Source organism: Streptomyces sp. NPDC046870, from assembly GCF_040704595.1.
Classification (GTDB): Bacteria; Actinomycetota; Actinomycetes; order Streptomycetales; family Streptomycetaceae; genus Streptomyces; species Streptomyces argyrophylli.
Genome location: NZ_JBEYXM010000029.1, coordinates 1 through 18,962 on the forward strand (window position 1 = coordinate 1; position 18,962 = coordinate 18,962).

Here is an 18,962-nt window from a genome sequence, read left to right on the forward strand (position 1 = left end):
GAGGAGCCGCACCCTTTCCGGGCACACACCCACACTCCGCCACCCCACCCCCGCACGGAAGAGACAAGAACCTGCCCGGGAAAGAACCTTCCCCCCTTCCCGCCCGCCCGGGAGTGCCCCTCACACGTGTTGCCGGATCGACGTCGTCATCCGCCGTGCGCGAGACCGTCAGGAGCGGACCGCGAGGATCCAGCGGTTGGCGGCCAGCGCGTCGTCCGGCGCCGGGCGCAGGGCGACGCCGTGGCGGCCCGCGAAGTCGAACGGCGTGTGCACGGCCGTGTCCCAGCCCCGCGCTTCGAGATCGGCGACGGAGTCCGGGCGGGGTCCGGTGCTGAACAGGGCGAGCAGGTCGATGCCGAGCCGGTCCCGGACCGCCGCGTAGACGGGGTAGTCGCGTTGCCCGGCCGGGTTCACCCCGCGTTTGACCTCGTAGCCGAGCGCACTGCCCGGCGCGCTGTGCGCGTTGACGGTCGCGAGCAGTTCCTGTTCCGCGGCCGGCGGCAGATACGGCACCAGCCCCTCGGCGAGCCAGGCCGTCGGGCGCGTCGGATCGAAACCGGCCGTGATCAGGGCGTCGGTCCAGTCCTGGCGCAGGTCGGCGGCGAGGGCGACGCGGGTGGCCCGCGGCACGGCCCCGAGCGTGTCCAGGACGGACCGCTTGAAGGCGAGTACCTCCTCCTGGTCGATCTCGAAGACCGTGGTGCCCTCCGGCCACGGCAGCCGGTGGGCGCGGGTGTCCAGACCGGCGCCCAGCACGACCGCCTGCCGGCAGCCGCCGGCCGCGGCGCTGAGCAGGAAGTCGTCGAAGAAGCGGGTGCGCAGTCCGAAGAACCGGGCCAGCCGTCCCCACAGCGGATCGGCGTCGCCGTCGGGCACCTCGTCGAACCGGCGCGGCCAGTCGGCGCAGCCGGGCGCCGCGCGGACGAAGTGCTCCGCGTACTCGTCCCGCGCCGGTGCGTCGGGCCGGGAGGTCTCGATCGCGCGGGCCGCGGCGACCAGTAAGGCGGTCACGCCCACCCCCGCGACTCCGGTGCTGCTTCCTCGGGCGGTATCGGTCATGTTCCTCTCCGCGGTGCCGTGTCGTGCGCGGTCTCATTGCCTGAAACGTCCCCGGGGGGACCGGGGTTCACTCGACACGTGTGCGCGGGTGCCGGATCCGGCGTCCGGTGGCGGCCCGCGCCGAAGGCCGGCCATGACCGCCCCCGCCACTCGTCGCCGTACCCCGGACGGCATGATGGTGGTTCCCGCACCCGCCTCCGGAGGGGAAGACATGTCCGCCGCACCGGCACCGGAAGGCCGCCCGGTCTCCGTCTCGATCCTGCTCGTCGAGGACGACGAGGTGATCCGCAGATCCGTCGCGCTCGCCCTGGAGCGCTACGGCTACCGGGTCACCACGGCCGGGGACGGGCTGACCGGACTGGAGCGGTTCCGCGAGGGCGGGCACGACGTGCTGCTGCTGGACGTGATGCTGCCGCACCTGGACGGTGTCGGACTGTGCCGGCGCGTCCGGGAGACCAGCACGACGCCCGTGCTGATGATGTCCGCGCGCGGCGACGCCCTGGACGTGGTCTCGGGGCTGGAGGCCGGCGCCGACGACTACGTCGTCAAACCCGTGGACACCGCCGTACTGGTGGCCCGGATCCGCTCACTGCTGCGCCGTGCCACCTTCGTCGCGGCCGACGCCTCGCCCGTCGAGGCCGCGCGGAAGGACACCGTGCTGGTCTTCGGCGACCTGGCCGTCGACACGGCCGGGCTGGAGGTGTCACGGGGAGGCGAGCCGGTCGCGCTGGCCCCCACCGAGCTGCGGCTGCTGCTGGAGTTCGCCGCCAGCCCCGGCATCGTCCTCGACCGGCAGACGCTCCTTCGCAGAGTGTGGGACTACGGCTGGGACGGCGACACCCGGGTGGTCGACCTGTGTGTGCAGCGGCTGCGGAAGAAGATCGGCGCCGAGCGGATCGAGACCGTACGAGGCTTCGGCTACAAGCTGCGGCGGACCTGACGTGGACACCGTCCGCTCCGTGCTCAACTGGCGTTCGCTGCGCTGGAGGATCGCCCTGCTGGTGGCCGTGGCCTGCTGCGCCGTCGCGCTCACCGTCGGACTGCTGGTCCACCGCAGCACCCTGGACCGCTCCATGAACGACGGCGCCGCCAAGGCGGTGACCGCCCTGTCCCACTCGGTGGAGCGCTACGCGCGCGAGGGGACGCCCGCCCCCGGCGACGAGTTGGACCCCGCGGCCATGCCCGAGGAGCTGCTGCGCCGCCTCCACGACCGGAAGGACCCGGTCCACAACCCCGTCACCTGGTATGACGGCGATTCCCAGGATCCCGACATGTGGGCGGCGACCAGCTACCGGGGTGCGCCCTTCGCGGTGTACGTGGACATGACCCCCGATCTGCTCACCCGGCAGGCGCTGGACCGGCACATGTGGAAGTACTCGCTGGTGGTGCTCGGGATCGTCGTGCCGGTGTCGGCGCTCGCCGCCGAGCTGCCCCACCGCAGACTGCGACGGGTGGCCCGGACCGCGCGCCGCATCTCGGACGGCGACCTGGCCGCACGGACCGGGGCCGGTGGCGGGGACGAGATCAGCGCCATCTCCGCCACCGTGGACGCGATGGCCGACAGCCTGCACGAACGGCTGCTCGCCGAGCAGAGGTTCACCGCCGACGTCGCCCACGAACTGCGCACCCCGCTGATGGGGCTCGTCACGGCGAGCGGCCTGCTGCCCGAGGGCGAGGCCACCGATCTGGTCCGGGACCGGGTGGCGGTGCTGCGGAACCTCGTGGAGGAGCTGCTGGAGATCTCCCGGCTCGACGCGGGTGCCGAGACGGCCGATCCGCGCCCGGTGCCGCTGGCCGCCGTGATCCGCGACTCGCTGGCCCGCACCGGCCTCGGGGCACGGTTCACGGCGCACGGGGAGCCGTGGGCGGACACCGATCCGCGCCGGCTGGACCGGATCGTCGCCAACCTGGTCACCAACGCACACCGGCACGGCCGCGCGCCGGTCGAGGTCGAGGTGACGGGCACGACGGTCACCGTACGCGACCACGGCCCCGGTTATCCCGCCCACCTGCTGGCCCACGGACCGCAGCGGTTCCGCACCGGGGCGGCCGAACGCGGCCACGGCCACGGCCTGGGTCTGACCATCGCGCTGGGCCAGGCACGGGTCATCGGGGCCCGGCTGGAGCTGGCCAACTCCCCCGACGGCGGGGCGGTGGCCGTGCTCCGGCTGCCCGCCGCGCCCTGACCGCACCGCCGTATCCGGGCCCCGATACACGACGGATGCACAGCCGAGCGGTGCCGGCGCGCCGGCCACCGCCGCCCGGACACACCTGCCCCGCAAGGTGACCGGGGTGCGTGGACGTCACGCACCTGCCCTCAGGAGGTGCGTTCCCATGTGCCCGGCCACCGTTCCCGGCGAGTCCGAGCTGTGCCCCGACCAGGTGCCGCCGACCACCGGCCGGCGACGCACGCCCCGGCGGCGGCGCCCGCTCCGGTCGCGTCTGTTCGTCTCCGGTACCGCCGGCGTCGGCGCGCTGACCGCCCTGGTGGTGCTCGGCACCGTCGTGCACCCCGGCGGTGACCGTCCGGCGGTCCCCGGGTCGCCGACGTCCCTGTCCTGGCCGGCGGAGGGACAGACCAGCATCTACGTCGAGGGCCCGGGCTCCCGGGGCGCACTCGGCTCCCGGGGCGCGCAGAAGCCCGTTCCGCTGGCCAGCGTGACCAAGGTGATGACCGCGTACGTCATCCTGCGCGACCATCCGATCCCTCCCGGCGGCAGTGGCGTCCTCCTCACCGTCGACGCGCGGGCCGCCCAGGAGTCCAGTCTGGGCGCGGAGTCGACGGTGGCGGTCGAGGCGGGACGCCGGCTGAGCGAACGGCAGGTGCTGGAACTGATGCTGCTTCCCTCCGCCGGCAACGTCGCCCGGATGCTGGCCCGTTGGGACGCCGGTTCGGAGGAGGCGTTCGTCGGGAAGATGAACCGCGCCGCCCACGGTCTGGGCATGACGAACACCACGTACACCGACCCCAGTGGCATCGCCCCGACGACGGTCAGCACCTCCGAGGACCAACTGAAGCTGGCCCGGCAGGTGATGCGCGACCCGGTGTTCCGGTCCGTCGTCGCCGAGCGCGAGGCCCGCGTGCCCGGGGTGTCCGGCACGGTCCGCAACACCAACACCCTGGTCGGCGAGGGCGGGGTGATCGGCGTCAAGACCGGGTCCAGCACCCCCGCGGGCGGCAACCTGATGTGGGCGGCCACCGCACCGGACCGCGACGGGCACCAGCGGCTGGTGCTGGGCGTCATACTGCACCAGCAGGCCGGCACCGGCTCCGAGCAGGGCCTCGACGCCGCGCTCACGGCCGGCCGTTCGCTGATCGCGAGCGCGCGGCGGTGGGTGGCGGCGCCCGGGTCGGCCACGCGGTGACGGGCGGCGCCCGGCGGTGGGGTGCTCTCGGCGGGTGGGTGGGGCGCGGATCGGCTGTCCGGTGGTGGGTCCTCGGCGTGGGCCGTCCGCGCATGCCGCGGTGCACGGATCGGCTGTCCGGTGACGGGTCCTCGGCGTGGGCCGTCCGCGCATGCCGCGGTGCGCGGATCGGCCGTCCGGTGGTGGGTCCTCGGCGTGGCCGCCCGGGCGTGCCGCTGTGCGGGCCACCGCGTTGCCCGCCGTGTCGGAGGCGCTCACCCGCGGGGACCCGAAGCCGGCTCCGCGCGGTGCGTCGAGGACGCCGCGCCCGTCACGCCCACGCCGCGGCCGCTGCCGGGGGTGCCCGTCGCCGTAGGACACCCCGTCGGCCGGCCGACGCGGCCCCTCAGTCCTGGATGCGCAGGACGATCGGGTTGGTCAGCGCCGCCATCGCGCCCCACTGGAGGTCCGGGCCCATCGTGTTGCCCTTGCCGGGGGTGCCGTCCGCCTTCGGGTGGCGGACCTCGGCGCGCACGTACGCGGCGAGCGAGGCGGTGGTGCGCCAGACGACCGTGCCGGTGCCGGCGGCGCCCAGCGACTCCTGGTGCAGCTGGCCCTCGTCGGTGATGAACCGCACCGTGCCGTTCGGCACCCCCGACACCTCAAGGCGCACGTCGACGGGTGTGTCGGCGGGCACCCGGAGCGTCTCGCCGATGCCGGCCTGACGGCCGCCGCCGGTCGCGGTGAAGGCGACGGTGACGGCCGAGGATTCGGCGACGTAGCTACGGCCCCCGCGGATGCCCTCCAGGATCGCCGGCCGGCTCAGGTCGTCGGCGTACACGACCGTCTGCGGCAGGCCGATGACCTGCGGCACGCTGTGCGCGTCGCTGTTGGCCATGGCGGGCAGCCAGTCCTCGCCGGTGCGCATCGCCGTGCCGAGCATCGCGTCCCAGGTGTCGACGGCGGACTCGTCGTCGTAGGTCCAGGGGCCGTTCCACACCTCCACGGCGTCGGCGTCCTCGTAGCCGAACTTCCACTGGCACGCCACGTACGGGCAGTAGGGGTGCGCCGGGACGACCAGGCCGCCCTGGCGGCGCACCTGGCGGGCGAAGCGCGGGAACGCGTCGTCGCGCGAGCGGTAGCGCCAGTCGATCCACGAGCCGTTGTCCAGGCCGAGCGCCAGCCAGTGGCCGTTGCGGGTGGTGATCTCCTCGCCGTTGACGATCAGCAGGTCGGGGCCGGCGTACTCGCCCCAGACCGCGTGCGCGGAGGAGGTGTTGTGGTCCGTGGAGACGATGAAGTCCAGGCCGGCCTCGCGCGCGCCGGCGGCGACCTCCGACGGCAGGCGCTTGCCGTCGGAGTGCACGGTGTGCAGGTGGCAGTCGCCGCGGTACCAGGCCCGGCCGCGGCCCTTGGCGCGCTCGCGCGGGTAGTTCGGCTTGAACGGGGAGCCCGCGGGGCCGTAGCGCAGGGTGACGGTCACCGAGTAGTCCATGCCCTGCGGGGCCACCTGGTAGGGGCCGAGGACGACGTGCCAGGTGCCGGGGTTGACCGGGCCGGGCAGGTAACCCGGGGTCGCCGCTTCGCTGTTGACGACGAAGGAGGTGCGGGCGCCGCCGGACCAGCCGCGGAAGCCCTTGCCGCCGAGCGCGGTGCCGCGCTCGTCGAAGAGGCCGGTGTCGCACGCGTTGCCCGGCGTGCCGCTCGGCACGGACGGCTTGTCGTACGTGTAGGACACGGCGATCTGGTTCACGCCCCGGGGCACTTCCACCGGCAGGTGGACGAAGTCGGCGGCGCCCGTGGCGAGATGGCCGGTGATGGTGCGCGTCACCTCCGTGCCGTCGGCGGGCACGCCCACCGGTGCGGCCTCGTCGGCCTCGGCGAAGCGGACGGGCGCGAGGGTCAGCGCGCCGGCCGCGCCGAGCACCCCGCCCGCCATGAGCAGGCCCCTGCGGCCCATGCCGGCCGTGCTCTCCATGGCCGGGCTCGATCCGTGCTCACATGTTCCGTTCTGGCACATGCGGTCCCCTCCTGAGTGTGTGCGGTGTCCGGTGACCCCGGCACATTCGTCGGCCGAAGTGAAACACCACGCACTCTTCGGCGAAACCCTCACCACGGTTGGTTGAAGCCGGGACGACGCTCGCCGGCCGGCGGGAGCGCGGCGTGCGCGTGGCGGTTCTCGCCGCCCCGCGCCGGACTCGACAAGAGACCACTGGACCTTTATCGTGGGGTCAGTAAAGTTCCACTGGCCTCTTACGGGTCAGCAATTGCCCCTGCCACCGGGCCGCACGGCGCCGCCCGCACAGAAACCGAGGCAACAACCATGAGCAAGACCTGGCTGATCACCGGAAGCTCCCGCGGACTGGGCCGTACCCTCGCCGAGTCCGTCCTGGAAGCCGGGCACAACGTGGTGGCCACCGCCCGGCGTACCGAGGCGCTCGGCGCCCTCGCCGAGAAGTACGGCGACAAGGTCCGCCTCGTCACGCTGGACGTCACCGACGCCGCCGCCGCGCGGAGGGCCGTGCGGGCGGCCGTCGAGGCGTTCGGCGGTCTGGACGTGGTGGTGAACAACGCCGGCTACGCCGACATGGCCGCCATCGAGGACATGACCGACGAGGCCTTCCGCGCGCAGATCGACGCCAACCTCTTCGGCGTCGTCAACGTCACCCGCGCCGCCCTGCCGGTCCTGCGCGAGCAGGGCTCCGGGCACGTCATCCAGATCTCCTCCGTCGGCGGACGCGTGGGCGTCCCGGGCCTGGGCGCCTACCAGGCGGCCAAGTGGGCGGTCGGCGGCTTCTCCGAGGTGCTGGCCAAGGAAGTGGCCCCCCTCGGCATCAAGGTGACCGTCGCCGAGCCGGGCGGCATGCGCACCGACTGGGCCGGCTCCTCCATGGCCACCCCGCCCGTCAGCGCACCCTACGAGCACGTCGTCGGCGGTGCCGTCGCTGCCATCCGCGGGCAGGACGGCAAGCAGCCGGGCGACCCGGCCCGCATCGCCCGGGTCCTGCTGGACATCACGGAGACCGCGGAGCCGCCGCTGCGCCTGCTGCTCGGCAAGGACGCCGTGGCTGTCGCGCAGGACATGGCCGGCCGGCTCGCCGCCCAGGACGCCGAGTGGCGCCATGTGAGCGAGTCCGTGTGACGGTCGCCGTGCGGCGAGCAGGTTCGCACACCCCCGTCGGGGCCGTCCTCCGGGACCGTCCCGGCGGAGCGTAGGGTTGCGGCGGGCGGCACCGGGTGCGGGCCGTGGAGGAGTTCCCTGGGGAAGCGACGATGACAGACGACCGGCCGACGGACTTCCAGCGCGCGCGCAGCGCCGAGCAGCGTGAGGTCCGCAAGCGGGCCATCCTCGAAGCCGCGACACAGCTGCTGACGGAGATGCCGGTCAGCGAGATCAGCCTGCGGGAGCTGAGCCGGCGGGTGGGGCTGTCGAAGACCAACGTCGTACGGTACTTCGAGACTCGGGAGGCGGTGTTCTTCGCACTGCTCAACCGGTCCCTCGCCGAGTGGGTCGAGGAACTGCCCGCCGACCTGCCGACCGCCGGTGCCGGCTCGCCGGAGACCGTGACGGGTGCCCTGGCCCGGTCCCTGGCCCGCCGGTCCCTGCTGTGCGACCTGCTGAGCGCGCTGGGTTCCGAACTCGAACGGAACATCTCCGCCGAGTCCGCGCGCGCCTTCAAGCTCGCCCACGTCCGGCTGCTGGGCACGCTGGCGGATCTGCTGCGCCGGCACATCACCGCGCTGACCCCGGCCGCCGCCCGCGAACTGGTCTCCCTGACCGTCGTGTGCACGGCCGGGCTCTGGCCCTTCGCCCACCCCTCACCGGCTGTCGCCGAGGCCCAGGAGGACCCGGAACTCGCCGGTACGAAGGTGGACTTCGCCGAGCGGCTGGGCCGTACCCTGCACGTCACCGTCGCCGGGCTGCTGAGCCTGGGCTGACGCGAGCGGCCGGCCCGGCCCGGACTCCTGCCGGAGCGGCGGGTCCCGGCGGCACGCGCCGGGCCGTACGACGCCGGGCCACAGTGATTGGCGACGTTGAAGCCGTCGCCGTCCAGGCCGCTCCTGCCGACCTGTCACGTGAGGCTTGGTCACATCTGAACAGGTGACGGGATCGGTGATCCGCCACGCTGATATCGTCGATCCATGACCACGCAGACGGCACCGCAGCAGGCAGGACCGACACTGCGGCAGAAGATCGTCCTGGCCGCCGCCCGGCTCCTGGAGGAGGGCGGCCTGGACGCGGTGTCGACCCGTGCCGTCGCCGCCCGCGCCGGCGTGCCGACCCCGTCGATCTTCCGGATCTTCGGGGACAAGGAGGGGCTGCTCGAAGAGGTCGCGGAGCACGGTTTCCGGCGCTACCTCGAGGTGAAGGCCGAACTGCTCACCGACGACGACCCGGTGCAGGCGCTGCGCGAGGCGTGGGACCTGCACATCCGCTTCGGACTCGAGCACCCGGCCTACTACTCGCTCGTCTACGGCCAGGTCCGCCCCGGCCACATCCCGCAGGCCGGACGGCGGGCCGCCGCCGCCCTGCGGCACATGATCACCCGAGTGGCCGCGGCGGGGCGGCTGCGGATGAGCGTCGAACGCGCCACCGAGGTCATGCATTCCGCCGGCGTGGGCACGATCCTCACGCTGATGAGCCTGCCCGAGGACGCCCGCGACCCGCGGACCGCCGACACGGCACGCGAGATGGTGATCAGCACCCTGACGCTTCCGCCCGCGCAGCACGGCGCCGGCGACGACGGAGTTCCCCGGGCCACCGTGGCCGGCAATGCCATGGCGCTGCTCGCCGCCCTCGACCGGGAGGGCACCGTGGCGCTCAGTCCCGCCGAGTCGAGTCTGCTGCGCGAGTGGCTGAACCGGCTGGCCGACGCGACGGGCGGCTGACACGGTCACACACTCCGCCCGGCAAGGATCACCCTTCGCCCGGCACGGACGGTCAGCCGTCATGGCGCACACGGTCACACTTCGTCCGGCGCGGCGGAGCATCGTGGGGCGCATGACCCGTGACGACGTCCCCCTCAGTGCCATGATGCTGCTCGCCGCCCTCGACCGGGAGGGCACCGTGGCGCTCAGTCCCGCCGAGCTGGGTCTGCTGCGCGAGTGGCTGAACCGGCTGGCCGACGCGGCGGGGCCACGCGCGGATGACGTCGGCACGGATGGTCAGCCGTCGTGGCACATACGGTCGTAACCCGTCCCGTCTGGCGGAGCATCGTGGGGACATGACCAGTAACGACCCGTCCGTCTTCGGTGGACGCCTGCTCATCGGCGCCACCGGCTCCGCCGCGATCGCCATGCTCCCGATGTACGTCAACGCGCTGCGCACCACGTTCACCGGGACCGTCACCGTCCTGATGACGCACACCGCCGCCACGTTCCTCCCGCCGCACACCGTCGGCCTGTTCGCGGACCGGGTGGTCACGGGCGCCGCGCCGGACGGCTGGGCCCGCGAGAACCAGGCGACCCTCGCGGCGGAGCACGACATGATGGCCGTCCTGCCGGCCACCGCCAACATGCTCTCCGCCACCGCCACGGGCGCCGTGCCGAACATGCTGACCGCGACGATCGCCGCCGCCGACTTCCCCGTGGTGTTCTTCCCGGTGATGACCGGCGAGATGTGGCTCAAGCCCGCCGTCCAGCGCAACGTCGACCAGCTCCGCCAGGACGGCTACCACGTCGTCGACCCGCAGTGGGGACAGCGCTACGACGTCGGTCTGAAGCAGCTCGTCAAGGCTCCCATGCCGCCGGCCCCGCCCCGGTTCGTCGAGACCGTCCGGGAGTTCATGCCCCCGCGCCGGCCCGAGGACGGCTGAGCGCGGCACCGGGGGGGCCGGGAATCCGCCGCGTCCCCCTCGGCGCCGCATCACCGGACCGTCACCGCGCGCCCGGCCGCCCGGCACGGTAGGCGCCGGGCGTCATGCCCGTGACCGTCCGGAACGCCCGGTGCAGTTGCGCCTCGCCGCCGAATCCGCACGCGTGGGCCACGGCGGCGAGAGGGCGCTCGGGGTGCGACCGCACCAGCCGCTGGGCGTGTGACACCCGGAGCCGGCGGATCAGCTCGGTGAGCGATTCGCCGTACGCGGCCAGCGCGCGGTACATCGTGCGCCGGGAGATTCCGCAGCCCGCGGCCACCCCGGCGGCGTCGAGGCTGGGGTCGGTGGCGTGCCGGCGCACGAACCGGTGGATCCGTTCGCGGGTCAGCGCCGCGGCGGACGCCTCCGGCGGCGCGCTGCCCGCGGCCCAGGCCAGACCGGTGTCCAGCAGGTCGACGGCGTGCGGCAGCAGCGCGGCCGCCGCCCCGGCATCCCGGCCCTGCAACCGGTTGAGGCCGACGAGGAAGTCCGCGATGACCCGGCCGGGGCCCGAGGCGCCCAGCTCGACGCCGGCCGCCCCGGCCGGCGAGCGGTGCGCCAGCCTGGATACGGGCACCTTGACCACCAGCTGGGAGAAGTCGTCGTCGAAGTCCAGCGCGTAGGGACGGGTGCTGTCGACGAAGGCGATCGTCCCCGGCGCGAGCAGGGCCACCCGACCGCTCTGCTCCAGCCTGCCCCGGCCGCGCAGCTGGATGTTGGCGAGGAGGACGTCCTCGTGGTCGCGTCCGATCAGCCGGGGTGTCCGGGCCACTTGCTGGGGGCCCGCGGTCAGCTCGGCGAAGCCGATCCCGTCCAGGACGGAGTGTTCGATCCGCCCCTCGAAGGCCGCGCCCGGCGCGGGGCGCACCGCCACCCCGACGAACGTGTCACAGATGACGTCGGCCCAGTACGCGAACGCGTCGGAGGTGTCGACGTCCGCGCTGGACCACACGGTGCGCGCGACGGGCCGTGGGCAGGTGTTCATGTTCTCCATGATGGCTGGCCGCACGGGGTGCTCAGGACGTGGACCACTTCTGGTTGGGGCTGCCGGAGCAGGACCACAGCTGGAGCCGGGTGCCGTTGTCCGTGCCGTTGTCCCGGACGTCGGTGCACTTGTCGGCGAGGGTGCTGACCACGTCGTGCCGGACGTTCAGCGTGAACCGCTGCGCCGGGCTCCCGTCGCACGGGGCGAGTTCTAGGTCCGTCCCGTCGGCGGTCGAGCCGTTAGCGAGCCGCACGCACATGCCGAGCGCCCGCATGGTCCCGCCCGTGAACGCCCAGTGCTGCGCGGCGGATTGCGAGCAGTCCCAGATCATCAGGCCCGCGCCCGGCACGGCCTTGCCGCCCACGACGGCTATGCAGCGCTGCGAGGCGTGGCTGAACACGTTCACCCCGGGCGCCGCGGCCGGAGCGGGCGTCCCGGTCCCGTGTGTGGCCTTCGCCGTGGTGGTGGGACGCCGTACGGGGGACGCCGGGTCCTTGCCGGGCGCACTGCTGCCGGGCGAGGCGGACGCGGGCTCCCGGGAAGCGCCGGTCTTCTCGCCGGGGCCGGTCGCGGACGCCTTCACCGGGGGCGCCGACACGTCGCCGAGCCCGTCGATGACGTCCGCGCCGCGACCACGGGAGTCGACCGTTACCGAGGCCCCGCCGCGCCTGCCGTCGCCGTGACCGTTGACCAGGGCCAGGGTCAGCAGGACACCGCCCGCCGCCAGCAGCCCGACGACGCCCACGACACCGAGGGCACCGCGCAGCCCCTCACGCCGGGTCCTGGCGCCCGCGCCCCGCCGGGCCGGTCCGAGGGAGACCACCGGGTCCGGGGCGGGACCGCCGTCCGTGTCGGCGCGGCGTGCGAAGGCGTCGCCGGGTTCGTCCCCGGCGGAGCCGCCCACCGTGCCGTCGGCCGCCGGGGGCGGCGTCCCGCCGGCGCGGCCGGCGTTCCTGCGCGATCCCAGCGAGGAGATCCGGGTGAGCCGGGGCAGGGAGGTGCCGCTCCCGGCCGCGTCGGGCGCCCGGTCACCGCCGTCCGGTGCGGACCGCGCCGCGCCGGCCGCAGTGCCGTCCTGGCCGGGCCCGGAGCCGGGACCGACGGGTCTGGCGCTGCCGGGGACTCTCCTGGGGAGATCCCCCGCCGGCCGGGGCGTGTGTGGAGGCTGCATGGGTTCCTTTCCAGCGGAGCCGGAGCGTGGGTGGCAGTGTCGCGGGGGGTGCCCGACGCGTCTGCGGCGCGGTCCGGCCCTGCCACACATGGAGCGGATCCGCCGCCGCTCGGGGTTCACGCCCGGGAGGTGTGACATGCGACTCATACGGGTCCGCGCATGGGGACTCGAACCGGCGCGGACGCCACCGCGTACACGAACGCCGCCGCGCACACACGAACGCCACCCGACCTCACGGCCGGGCGGCGCCTGGTGCCCGGCACCCGCTCGCCTCGCCGAAAACCTCAGGCCCAGCAGCCGTTCACGGTCGCGGCCAGACCGTCCATCGCGTCCTTGATGTCGTTCGGAGCGGCCGTGGAGCCGTTCTCGACGAAGGAGAAGACCCGCCACTCGCCGTCGTCGGTCCGGGTCAGACCGCTCAGGGCGACGGCCCCGGTGAGGGTGCCGGTCTTGGCCTGCACCTTGCCGACCGCGCAGCGGGAGTCCGGGTCGTCGAACCGGCCCCACTCCGGGCCGAGGATGGAGCCGGCCTCACCGGCGACCGGCAGGCCGTCCAGGACGGAGCCCAGGATGTGCGCGTAGCGGGGCTCCGTGACCAATTCGAGGATCTGCGCGAGGGTGGCCGCCGGGATGCGGTCGCTGCGGGACAGGCCGCTGCCGTCGTGGACGACGAAGTTGTCGAGGGACACGCCGTAGCGGTGGCTGAGCACCTGGCGTACGACCTCGGTGCCGCCCTCGAAGGTGGCGGGGCGTCCCGCGCCCAGGGCGGTCATCCGCAGCAGGGTCTCGGCGATGTCGTTGTCGCTGGTCTTGAGCATCTTCTTGACGATGTCCGCCAGCGGGGCCGACCGGTGGCGCGCGACCGGTACGTCGCCGCGGTGCGCCGTGCCGCGCGTGACCTCGCCGTCGACGGTGACGCCGGCCTGGGCGAGCAGCCCGGCGAAGGTCCGCCCCGCGTCGAGGGAGGTGTCCTGGACGCCGCGGCCGTCGACGACGAGGGCGCGGACCGGGGCGACGGAGTCCGGGTAGTAGCCGTCGTTCCAGCCGTCGGCGAGGGTCGGTGCGGGGAACAGACTGTCGTCCACGGCGACCTTCACCGTGGTCAGGCCCGCCTTCCTCAGCCCGGCGACCGCGGTCGTCGCGAGTTCCGCGAGGTCGGCGCTGCCGAGGGTGCGGTCACCGCCGCCGACGAGGGTGAGGGTGCCGTGGCCGTAGACGACCTTGGTGGTGAACCGGTGCTCGGGGCCCAGCACGGTCAGGGCGGCGGTCGACGTGGCCAGCTTGACGTTGGAGGCCGGCATCAGCGCGGTGGCGCCGTTGTGGTCCCACAGGGTTTCGTCGGAGTCCGCGTCCAGGACCACGCCGCTCACGTCGGAGCCCAGCCGCTGGTCGAGCACGCGGGAGTCCAGGTTGGCGGCCATCTGCCGGTCGCCGGGGCCGGCCAGGTCCGCGTGCCCGGACGTGCCGCCGCCCGTGGCCGTGGTGCCGTCGCCGGCGGCGAAGGCCGAGGGACCGGCCAGCGCGGCCGAGGCGACGGGCACCGCCAACGCCAGCACGACGGTGCGCCGCAGACCCGCGCCGCCCCGCCTCGTCCTGCGGTGCCGGCGCCGGCCGCCCGGCACGAAGGAATCGGTCGGTGTCTCCGCTGGTGATTCCGCTGAGGAGTGGTTCATGGATTCCAGGGTTCGATCGGGATACGTGTGAAGTGGACCGGCGCGCACGCTACTCCGTCGCCCCCCGGCATCCGCACTGCTTCCGTGCCTCGCCACCACTTCTTCACACCGAGGTAACCCGTGCGTGTGCCTAGACTGAGACAGATGTCTCGGGGCGGGAAGGCGGCACACCGTGCCGGTCCTTCGCGTGCCACCGGGCCGGTGTGACACGGGGAGGGTACCGTCCGATGAAGTCCGCACGCCGGGAGAACGCCCGGTGGCCCGCGACGGGTGCGTGGGCCGTCATGCTGGGGCTGGCCGTGGCCGGGTGCTGGTTCGCCGGCCGGACCGGCGAGCCCCCGGACCACGCCGGTGACGTGGCCGCCGACCGTGTGACCGCGGGCCGGGTGTGCCGGTCGGCGCTCCCGCGCGGCATGGAGCTGTCCTGTGGGACGTACGGCTTCGGCGACCTGCGGTACGTCTGCGCCGACCGGCGCCACGACGGTGCGCGGTGCCGGCGGACGTCGCAGGTGACGGTCCGCAACCCGGGGCGCGCCACGGTGTACGTGTCGTACCTGGCGGGCCGGCGGCCGGGCGTGCGCGAGGAAGGCCCGCGGCAGGTGGTGGGGCCGGGAGACGAGACGACGCTGCGCCCCGGTGCGGGACGGCTGTTGTTCGACATCACCCTGCGCGGCGGGGACGCAGGACCGAGCCGCCTGGAGGTGGTCCGCGTCCGGTGAACCCTTACGGGGGCGCTCCGCGTGTGAGGGCGCGGACCGCCTCGCCCCGTGTCAGCGCGCCCGAGGCGTCCTGCCGTACGACACAGGTGTGGCCGTTCTCGGTGAACCGCGCGAAGGCCGCTTCACGCCGCCTCGGGGCGGGAGCCTCACCGGTGATCGCGACGGTGCTGCCGGTGCGCCGGGTCGCCGCCGCGCTGTCCTGGGGTGCAGGCACACGCCGGGGGTCGAGGGGCCCCACGTATGCTCCTCCCCATGAGCGCCGCACATCCCGCCCGTAAACGCGACGGCGCCGCGACGCGCGAGGCTATCCTCGCTGCCGCGGTCGTCGAATTCACCGAGCACGGCTACGCCCGGGCCGGGGTGCGGCAGATCGCCGAGCGGGCGGGTGTCACGGCGATGATGATCAACCGCTACTTCGGCTCCAAGGAGGGCCTGTTCGCCCAGGCCGTCGACCGCGCCTTCGGCCCACCGACCATCGTCGGCGACGAACTCCCCGGTCTGGCGGACTCCATCGCCCGCACGCTCGCCGAGCGGACGACACCCGGCGCCGAGCGGCTCGACCCGTTCCTGCTGTTGCTGCGCTCGGCATCGGACCCGGAGGCGGCGGGCATCGTCCGGCGCGGCGTCGAGACCCACGTGGGTGCCCGGCTCGCCGGGCTGCTCGGCGGGTCCGACGCGGACGTCCGCGCTCAGCTGGGACTCGCGCTGGTCGCCGGTACGTGGTTGCTGCGCAGCGTCGTCGGCATCACCGCGCTCGCGGCGGCCGACAACGAACGCCTCGCGGAGATCCTCGCCGACATGCTCCGCCCGGTCACCGGCGAGACCGACGCCCCACCCGGGCCCACGCCCGACGCCGGCCCGGACGGCACGCAGGGGTAGCGCACCGGCGTCAGGAGGTCACGTCGTACGGTCCGACGCCGACGCCGTCCCGTCCGCGTCCCGCCCGGAGTGCGTCGGCGGGCGTGCCGCCCACTCGCGCTCAGAACGCGGACCGGATGAGCCCGCCGTCCACGCGGATCGTCGCTCCGCTGACGTACTGGGCGTAGCCGCTGCACAGGTACGCCACCGCCGCCGCGATCTCGTCCGGCTCGCCGAACCGCTCCTGGTCGTTGGGGATGAGTGCCTCGACGGCGTTGGGCTGGATCTCCTCCCAGGTGTGGCCCCAGCCGCGGGCGGGCCCGATCCCGGTGACGAGTTCCCTGGTGGCCTCCACCAGGATCGCGCCGGGTGACACCACGTTGGAGGTGACGCCGGTGCCCTTCAGCTCACGGGCCAGGGACACGGCCAGGTTGTGCCGGGCCGCCAGGGTGGCGTTGTACTGCGGGTGGGTGTTCATCGGCTGGGAGGCGAGCCCGCCGCCGATCGTCACGACCCGTCCCCAGCCACGCTCCCGCATCGCCGGGACCAGGTGCTGGATCATCCGGACACCCGAGACGACGTTGACGTTGTAGGTGTCCCGCCACTCGTCGGGGCTCGCCTGCGCCCACGACAGGTGCCGGTAGAAGCCGGCGTTGTTGACGAGGATGTCGACGGGACCGTCGGCGGTGGCCGCACGGGCGACCCCGGCGGCGGCCTCGTCGTCGGACAGGTCGCCGAGGACCGCGATGGCGGTCCCGCCGGCCTCGCGGATCTCCCGCGCGACCTTCTCCGTGCGTTCCTTGCCCCGGCCGTGCACCACGACCGCCGCGCCTTCCGCCGCCAGCAGCTTCGCGGTGGCCTCACCGAGCCCGCTGCTCGAACCGGTGACGAGTGCGCGCTTGCCGGTCAGATTGAGGTTCATTCCTGCTCTCTCTCCTGGGATTCCATGCCGTGACGGCAGGAAACGTGTGTCACAGGAACTAAGTATACAGCCGTAGACTTCCATACTCCCGTGGTGACCCTGGAACCCGCACGACCCGAGCGGCATCCTCAGTGGCAGGCGACAGGCGAAGGAACAAGGCGACAGCAGTGCACCCACACAGCGCGACGCGTGCCCCCGGACGCATGGCAGGCCCGGGAACCGATACCCGCCGGCGTCTTGTTCCGCCCTTCCCGAAGCCGGCGGTCCGTCTGTGGGAGCGCACAGGTCTCGATCCGGCGCGTGCGCAGCGCGTCGCGAAGGCGATGGACTGGCTGGGGCCGCTGCTCGTCGCCGTCCTGGCCGGAGCGGTCCGTTTCCGGCACCTCGGCCGGCCGCGCGGCCTCGTCTTCGACGAGACCTACTACGCCAAGGACGCCTGGTCCCTGCTGCGGCTCGGCTACGAGGGCAGCTGGCCGGACCGCAGGATCACCGACCCGCAGACCCTCGCGCACCCCCGGGTGGTCCCGCTCTCCGACACCGGGGCCTTCGTCGCGCACCCGCCGACGGGCAAGTGGGTGATCGCCCTCGGCGAGTGGATGTTCGGCCTGAACCCGTTCGGCTGGCGGTTCATGACCGCGGCCCTCGGCACCCTGTCGGTGCTCATGCTGTGCCGCACAGGCCGCCGCCTGTTCCGTTCGACGCTGCTGGGCTGCCTGGCCGGCGCGCTGATGGCGCTGGACGGTCTGCACCTCGTGATGAGCCGTACCGCGCTGCTGGACCTCGTGGTGATGTTCTTCGTCCTGGCGGCGTTCGGCTGCCTGCTGATCGACCGGGACCACGCACGGGCCCGGCTCGCGGCGGCCCTGCCCGTCGGCGCGGACGGCCGGGCGCGCCCGGACGCGCGCACCGGGGACCGTGCCGGGACCGGGGTCCGCCCCTGGCGGCTCGCCGCCGGCCTCTTCCTGGGACTGGCGGCCTCCACCAAATGGAACGGGCTCTACGTCCTCGCGTTCTTCGTGGTCCTGACCGTGCTGTGGGACGTCGGTGCCCGCCGCGTCGCCGGGGCCCGCCGCCCGTACCGGGCGGTGCTGCGCAAGGACCTCGGCTGGTCGTTCCTGTCGTTGGTCCCGGTCGCCGCGGCCACGTACCTGGCGACCTGGACCGGCTGGTTCCTGTCCGGCGAGGGATACGGACGCCACTGGGCCGACGGCCGCGGCGGCACCTGGTCATGGGTTCCCGCCCCGCTGCGCAGCTGGTGGTACTACGAGTACGGGGTCTACCGGTTCAACGTGGGGCTGCACTCGCCCCACTCGTACGAGTCCAACCCCTGGAGCTGGCTGGTCCTGGGCCGGCCCGTGCTGTTCCACTACGAGGGGCCGAAAGCCGGGCAGGACGGCTGCCACACGGCGGCCGGCTGCTCGCAGACGGTCCTCGCCCTCGGCACACCGCTGCTGTGGTGGTCGGCGTGCTGCGCCCTGGTGTACCTGCTCTACCGGTGGGCGCTGCGCCGCGACTGGCGGGCCGGCGCCGTCCTGTGCGCGACGGGCGCCGGCTATCTGCCCTGGTTCCTCTACCAGGACCGCACGATCTTCTCCTTCTACGCGGTGATCCTCGTGCCCTACCTGTGCCTGGCCGTCACGATGCTGCTGGGAGCCATGGCCGGACCGCCGGGCGCCGACCGCGGACGCCGCACGGTGGGCGCGGTGGCCGCGGGTGTGCTCGTCCTGCTCATCGCCTGGAACTTCGTCCACTTCTTCCCGCTCTACACCGGGCAGACGATCCCGTACGCCGACTGGCACAGCAGGATGTGGCTCGACACGTGGGTCTGACGGCACGTATCAGGTTGCCGGTATTGCGCGAAAGGCGCATATGTGTTCCGCTCTGTGTACTGACACCTGACACCTGACAACTGACAACTCACACCAGAACCGACTCGAGGAGAACACCCCATGCTTCGCAACGGACTGGAACCCTGGCACCTGCTCATCGTCGCGGTCGTGCTCATCGCGCTGTTCGGGTCGAAGAAGCTCCCCGACGCGGCCCGCGGTCTGGGCCGCTCGATGCGCATCCTCAAGAGCGAGGCCCGGGCGATGCGGGAGGACGACGCCGTCGAGGGGTCCACCGCCTCCGCCGCTGCGCAGGACGCCCGCACCCCGGCCGCCGGGCCCGCCACGACAGGGCCCGCCACCGAACGCTGACCGCCGCCGCCCGGGCGGCCGTGGCCGTGCGAAACGGGACAGTCGTCCGACGCAGAGTCCGAAGACGCCGTCGCACCGGTGACGCAGTCATTCGACGGATGTGTGCGCAATGTCGGTTCCCCGACACTGATCAGGTGCTGCTCGCACGCGCCGACCCGCGAGCAGGCGGGCACCGGC

At 73.6% G+C, this 18,962-nt stretch carries 19 protein-coding genes; 12 read left to right on the top strand and 7 right to left on the bottom strand.

The window, feature by feature from the left end:
• Positions 1-168: 168 nt before the first annotated feature.
• The gene (locus AB0946_RS36165; RefSeq protein ID WP_366764943.1) at positions 169-1,059 is read right to left on the bottom strand and encodes a class I SAM-dependent methyltransferase; all 891 of its coding nucleotides are present in this window, start codon (positions 1,057-1,059) and stop codon (positions 169-171) included.
• Between the two features lie 211 nt (positions 1,060-1,270).
• Between AB0946_RS36165 and cseB the strand changes: the two genes are divergently transcribed.
• The 3 genes from cseB to AB0946_RS36180 all read left to right on the top strand — a co-directional run bounded on the left by cseB (position 1,271) and on the right by AB0946_RS36180 (position 4,425).
• A complete protein-coding gene (gene cseB, locus AB0946_RS36170; protein WP_366764944.1) occupies positions 1,271-1,999 on the top strand; it encodes a two-component system response regulator CseB in 729 nt (242 codons plus the stop codon).
• 1 nt (position 2,000) lies between these two features.
• Positions 2,001-3,245: a HAMP domain-containing sensor histidine kinase gene (locus AB0946_RS36175; RefSeq protein ID WP_366764945.1), complete on the top strand. Its 1,245-nt coding sequence runs from the start codon at positions 2,001-2,003 to the stop codon at positions 3,243-3,245.
• 148 nt (positions 3,246-3,393) lie between these two features.
• Positions 3,394-4,425, top strand: coding sequence for a D-alanyl-D-alanine carboxypeptidase (locus AB0946_RS36180; RefSeq protein WP_366764946.1), 1,032 nt, complete (start codon positions 3,394-3,396; stop codon positions 4,423-4,425).
• Between the two features lie 385 nt (positions 4,426-4,810).
• Here the strand turns inward: AB0946_RS36180 and AB0946_RS36185 are convergent, their stop codons facing one another.
• Positions 4,811-6,382 (bottom strand): CehA/McbA family metallohydrolase, encoded by a 1,572-nt coding sequence (locus AB0946_RS36185; protein WP_366764947.1) that lies wholly within the window; start codon positions 6,380-6,382, stop codon positions 4,811-4,813.
• A gap of 345 nt (positions 6,383-6,727) precedes the next feature.
• Between AB0946_RS36185 and AB0946_RS36190 the strand changes: the two genes are divergently transcribed.
• The 5 genes from AB0946_RS36190 (at position 6,728) to AB0946_RS36210 (ending at position 10,220) form a co-directional block, all read left to right on the top strand.
• Entirely contained in the window at positions 6,728-7,546 is an 819-nt protein-coding gene (locus AB0946_RS36190) for an oxidoreductase (protein WP_366764948.1), read from the top strand.
• 131 nt (positions 7,547-7,677) lie between these two features.
• Positions 7,678-8,343: a TetR family transcriptional regulator gene (locus AB0946_RS36195; protein ID WP_366764949.1), complete on the top strand. Its 666-nt coding sequence runs from the start codon at positions 7,678-7,680 to the stop codon at positions 8,341-8,343.
• Between the two features lie 204 nt (positions 8,344-8,547).
• Positions 8,548-9,294 carry a TetR/AcrR family transcriptional regulator gene (locus AB0946_RS36200; protein WP_366764950.1) on the top strand — a complete coding sequence of 249 codons (747 nt, stop codon included), beginning with the start codon at positions 8,548-8,550 and terminating at the stop codon, positions 9,292-9,294.
• 112 nt (positions 9,295-9,406) lie between these two features.
• Positions 9,407-9,598, top strand: a complete 192-nt coding sequence (locus AB0946_RS36205) for a hypothetical protein (protein ID WP_366764951.1) — start codon at positions 9,407-9,409, stop codon at positions 9,596-9,598.
• A 31-nt stretch (positions 9,599-9,629) separates the two neighbouring features.
• Complete coding sequence (locus tag AB0946_RS36210; RefSeq protein ID WP_366764952.1) at positions 9,630-10,220, top strand: flavoprotein; 591 nt, start codon at positions 9,630-9,632, stop codon at positions 10,218-10,220.
• 61 nt (positions 10,221-10,281) lie between these two features.
• On the opposite strand, the gene AB0946_RS36215 is transcribed toward AB0946_RS36210, so the two are convergent.
• The 3 genes from AB0946_RS36215 to dacB all read right to left on the bottom strand — a co-directional run bounded on the left by AB0946_RS36215 (position 10,282) and on the right by dacB (position 14,088).
• Complete coding sequence (locus AB0946_RS36215; RefSeq protein WP_366764953.1) at positions 10,282-11,244, bottom strand: helix-turn-helix domain-containing protein; 963 nt, start codon at positions 11,242-11,244, stop codon at positions 10,282-10,284.
• Between the two features lie 31 nt (positions 11,245-11,275).
• Positions 11,276-12,415, bottom strand: coding sequence for a ricin-type beta-trefoil lectin domain protein (locus AB0946_RS36220; protein ID WP_366764954.1), 1,140 nt, complete (start codon positions 12,413-12,415; stop codon positions 11,276-11,278).
• A 284-nt stretch (positions 12,416-12,699) separates the two neighbouring features.
• Entirely contained in the window at positions 12,700-14,088 is a 1,389-nt protein-coding gene (dacB, locus tag AB0946_RS36225; protein ID WP_366764955.1) for a D-alanyl-D-alanine carboxypeptidase/D-alanyl-D-alanine-endopeptidase, read from the bottom strand.
• A gap of 227 nt (positions 14,089-14,315) precedes the next feature.
• Here dacB and AB0946_RS36230 point away from each other — a divergent pair, with 227 nt between their 5' ends.
• A complete protein-coding gene (locus AB0946_RS36230) occupies positions 14,316-14,807 on the top strand; it encodes a hypothetical protein (RefSeq protein ID WP_366764956.1) in 492 nt (163 codons plus the stop codon).
• A 4-nt stretch (positions 14,808-14,811) separates the two neighbouring features.
• On the opposite strand, the gene AB0946_RS36235 is transcribed toward AB0946_RS36230, so the two are convergent.
• A complete protein-coding gene (locus AB0946_RS36235; protein WP_366764957.1) occupies positions 14,812-15,021 on the bottom strand; it encodes a hypothetical protein in 210 nt (69 codons plus the stop codon).
• A 38-nt stretch (positions 15,022-15,059) separates the two neighbouring features.
• On the opposite strand from AB0946_RS36235, the gene AB0946_RS36240 reads away from it, so the two are divergent.
• Complete coding sequence (locus AB0946_RS36240) at positions 15,060-15,686, top strand: TetR family transcriptional regulator (protein ID WP_366764958.1); 627 nt, start codon at positions 15,060-15,062, stop codon at positions 15,684-15,686.
• A 100-nt stretch (positions 15,687-15,786) separates the two neighbouring features.
• Here AB0946_RS36240 and AB0946_RS36245 read toward each other — a convergent pair whose 3' ends face one another.
• On the bottom strand, positions 15,787-16,587 hold the full coding sequence (locus AB0946_RS36245; protein WP_366764959.1) for an SDR family NAD(P)-dependent oxidoreductase: 801 nt from the start codon (positions 16,585-16,587) through the stop codon (positions 15,787-15,789).
• Between the two features lie 203 nt (positions 16,588-16,790).
• Here AB0946_RS36245 and AB0946_RS36250 point away from each other — a divergent pair, with 203 nt between their 5' ends.
• Together AB0946_RS36250 and tatA are read left to right on the top strand one after the other, a co-directional pair.
• On the top strand, positions 16,791-18,416 hold the full coding sequence (locus AB0946_RS36250; protein WP_366764960.1) for a phospholipid carrier-dependent glycosyltransferase: 1,626 nt from the start codon (positions 16,791-16,793) through the stop codon (positions 18,414-18,416).
• Positions 18,417-18,536: 120 nt separating this feature from the next.
• Positions 18,537-18,785: a Sec-independent protein translocase subunit TatA gene (tatA, locus tag AB0946_RS36255; protein ID WP_366764962.1), complete on the top strand. Its 249-nt coding sequence runs from the start codon at positions 18,537-18,539 to the stop codon at positions 18,783-18,785.
• The last annotated feature ends 177 nt before the right edge of the window (positions 18,786-18,962 follow it).

Coding starts and splice junctions, on each gene's coding strand:
- dacB (WP_366764955.1), bottom strand. CDS start 14,088: ATGAACCACTCCTCAGCGGAATCACCAGCGGAGACACCGACCGATTCC.
- AB0946_RS36195 (WP_366764949.1), top strand. CDS start 7,678: ATGACAGACGACCGGCCGACGGACTTCCAGCGCGCGCGCAGCGCCGAG.
- AB0946_RS36200 (WP_366764950.1), top strand. CDS start 8,548: ATGACCACGCAGACGGCACCGCAGCAGGCAGGACCGACACTGCGGCAG.
- AB0946_RS36240 (WP_366764958.1), top strand. CDS start 15,060: ATGAGCGCCGCACATCCCGCCCGTAAACGCGACGGCGCCGCGACGCGC.
- AB0946_RS36190 (WP_366764948.1), top strand. CDS start 6,728: ATGAGCAAGACCTGGCTGATCACCGGAAGCTCCCGCGGACTGGGCCGT.
- cseB (WP_366764944.1), top strand. CDS start 1,271: ATGTCCGCCGCACCGGCACCGGAAGGCCGCCCGGTCTCCGTCTCGATC.
- AB0946_RS36185 (WP_366764947.1), bottom strand. CDS start 6,382: ATGGAGAGCACGGCCGGCATGGGCCGCAGGGGCCTGCTCATGGCGGGC.
- AB0946_RS36210 (WP_366764952.1), top strand. CDS start 9,630: ATGACCAGTAACGACCCGTCCGTCTTCGGTGGACGCCTGCTCATCGGC.
- AB0946_RS36180 (WP_366764946.1), top strand. CDS start 3,394: ATGTGCCCGGCCACCGTTCCCGGCGAGTCCGAGCTGTGCCCCGACCAG.
- AB0946_RS36165 (WP_366764943.1), bottom strand. CDS start 1,059: ATGACCGATACCGCCCGAGGAAGCAGCACCGGAGTCGCGGGGGTGGGC.
- tatA (WP_366764962.1), top strand. CDS start 18,537: ATGCTTCGCAACGGACTGGAACCCTGGCACCTGCTCATCGTCGCGGTC.
- AB0946_RS36245 (WP_366764959.1), bottom strand. CDS start 16,587: ATGAACCTCAATCTGACCGGCAAGCGCGCACTCGTCACCGGTTCGAGC.
- AB0946_RS36230 (WP_366764956.1), top strand. CDS start 14,316: ATGAAGTCCGCACGCCGGGAGAACGCCCGGTGGCCCGCGACGGGTGCG.
- AB0946_RS36250 (WP_366764960.1), top strand. CDS start 16,791: ATGGCAGGCCCGGGAACCGATACCCGCCGGCGTCTTGTTCCGCCCTTC.
- AB0946_RS36205 (WP_366764951.1), top strand. CDS start 9,407: ATGACCCGTGACGACGTCCCCCTCAGTGCCATGATGCTGCTCGCCGCC.
- AB0946_RS36220 (WP_366764954.1), bottom strand. CDS start 12,415: ATGCAGCCTCCACACACGCCCCGGCCGGCGGGGGATCTCCCCAGGAGA.
- AB0946_RS36215 (WP_366764953.1), bottom strand. CDS start 11,244: ATGAACACCTGCCCACGGCCCGTCGCGCGCACCGTGTGGTCCAGCGCG.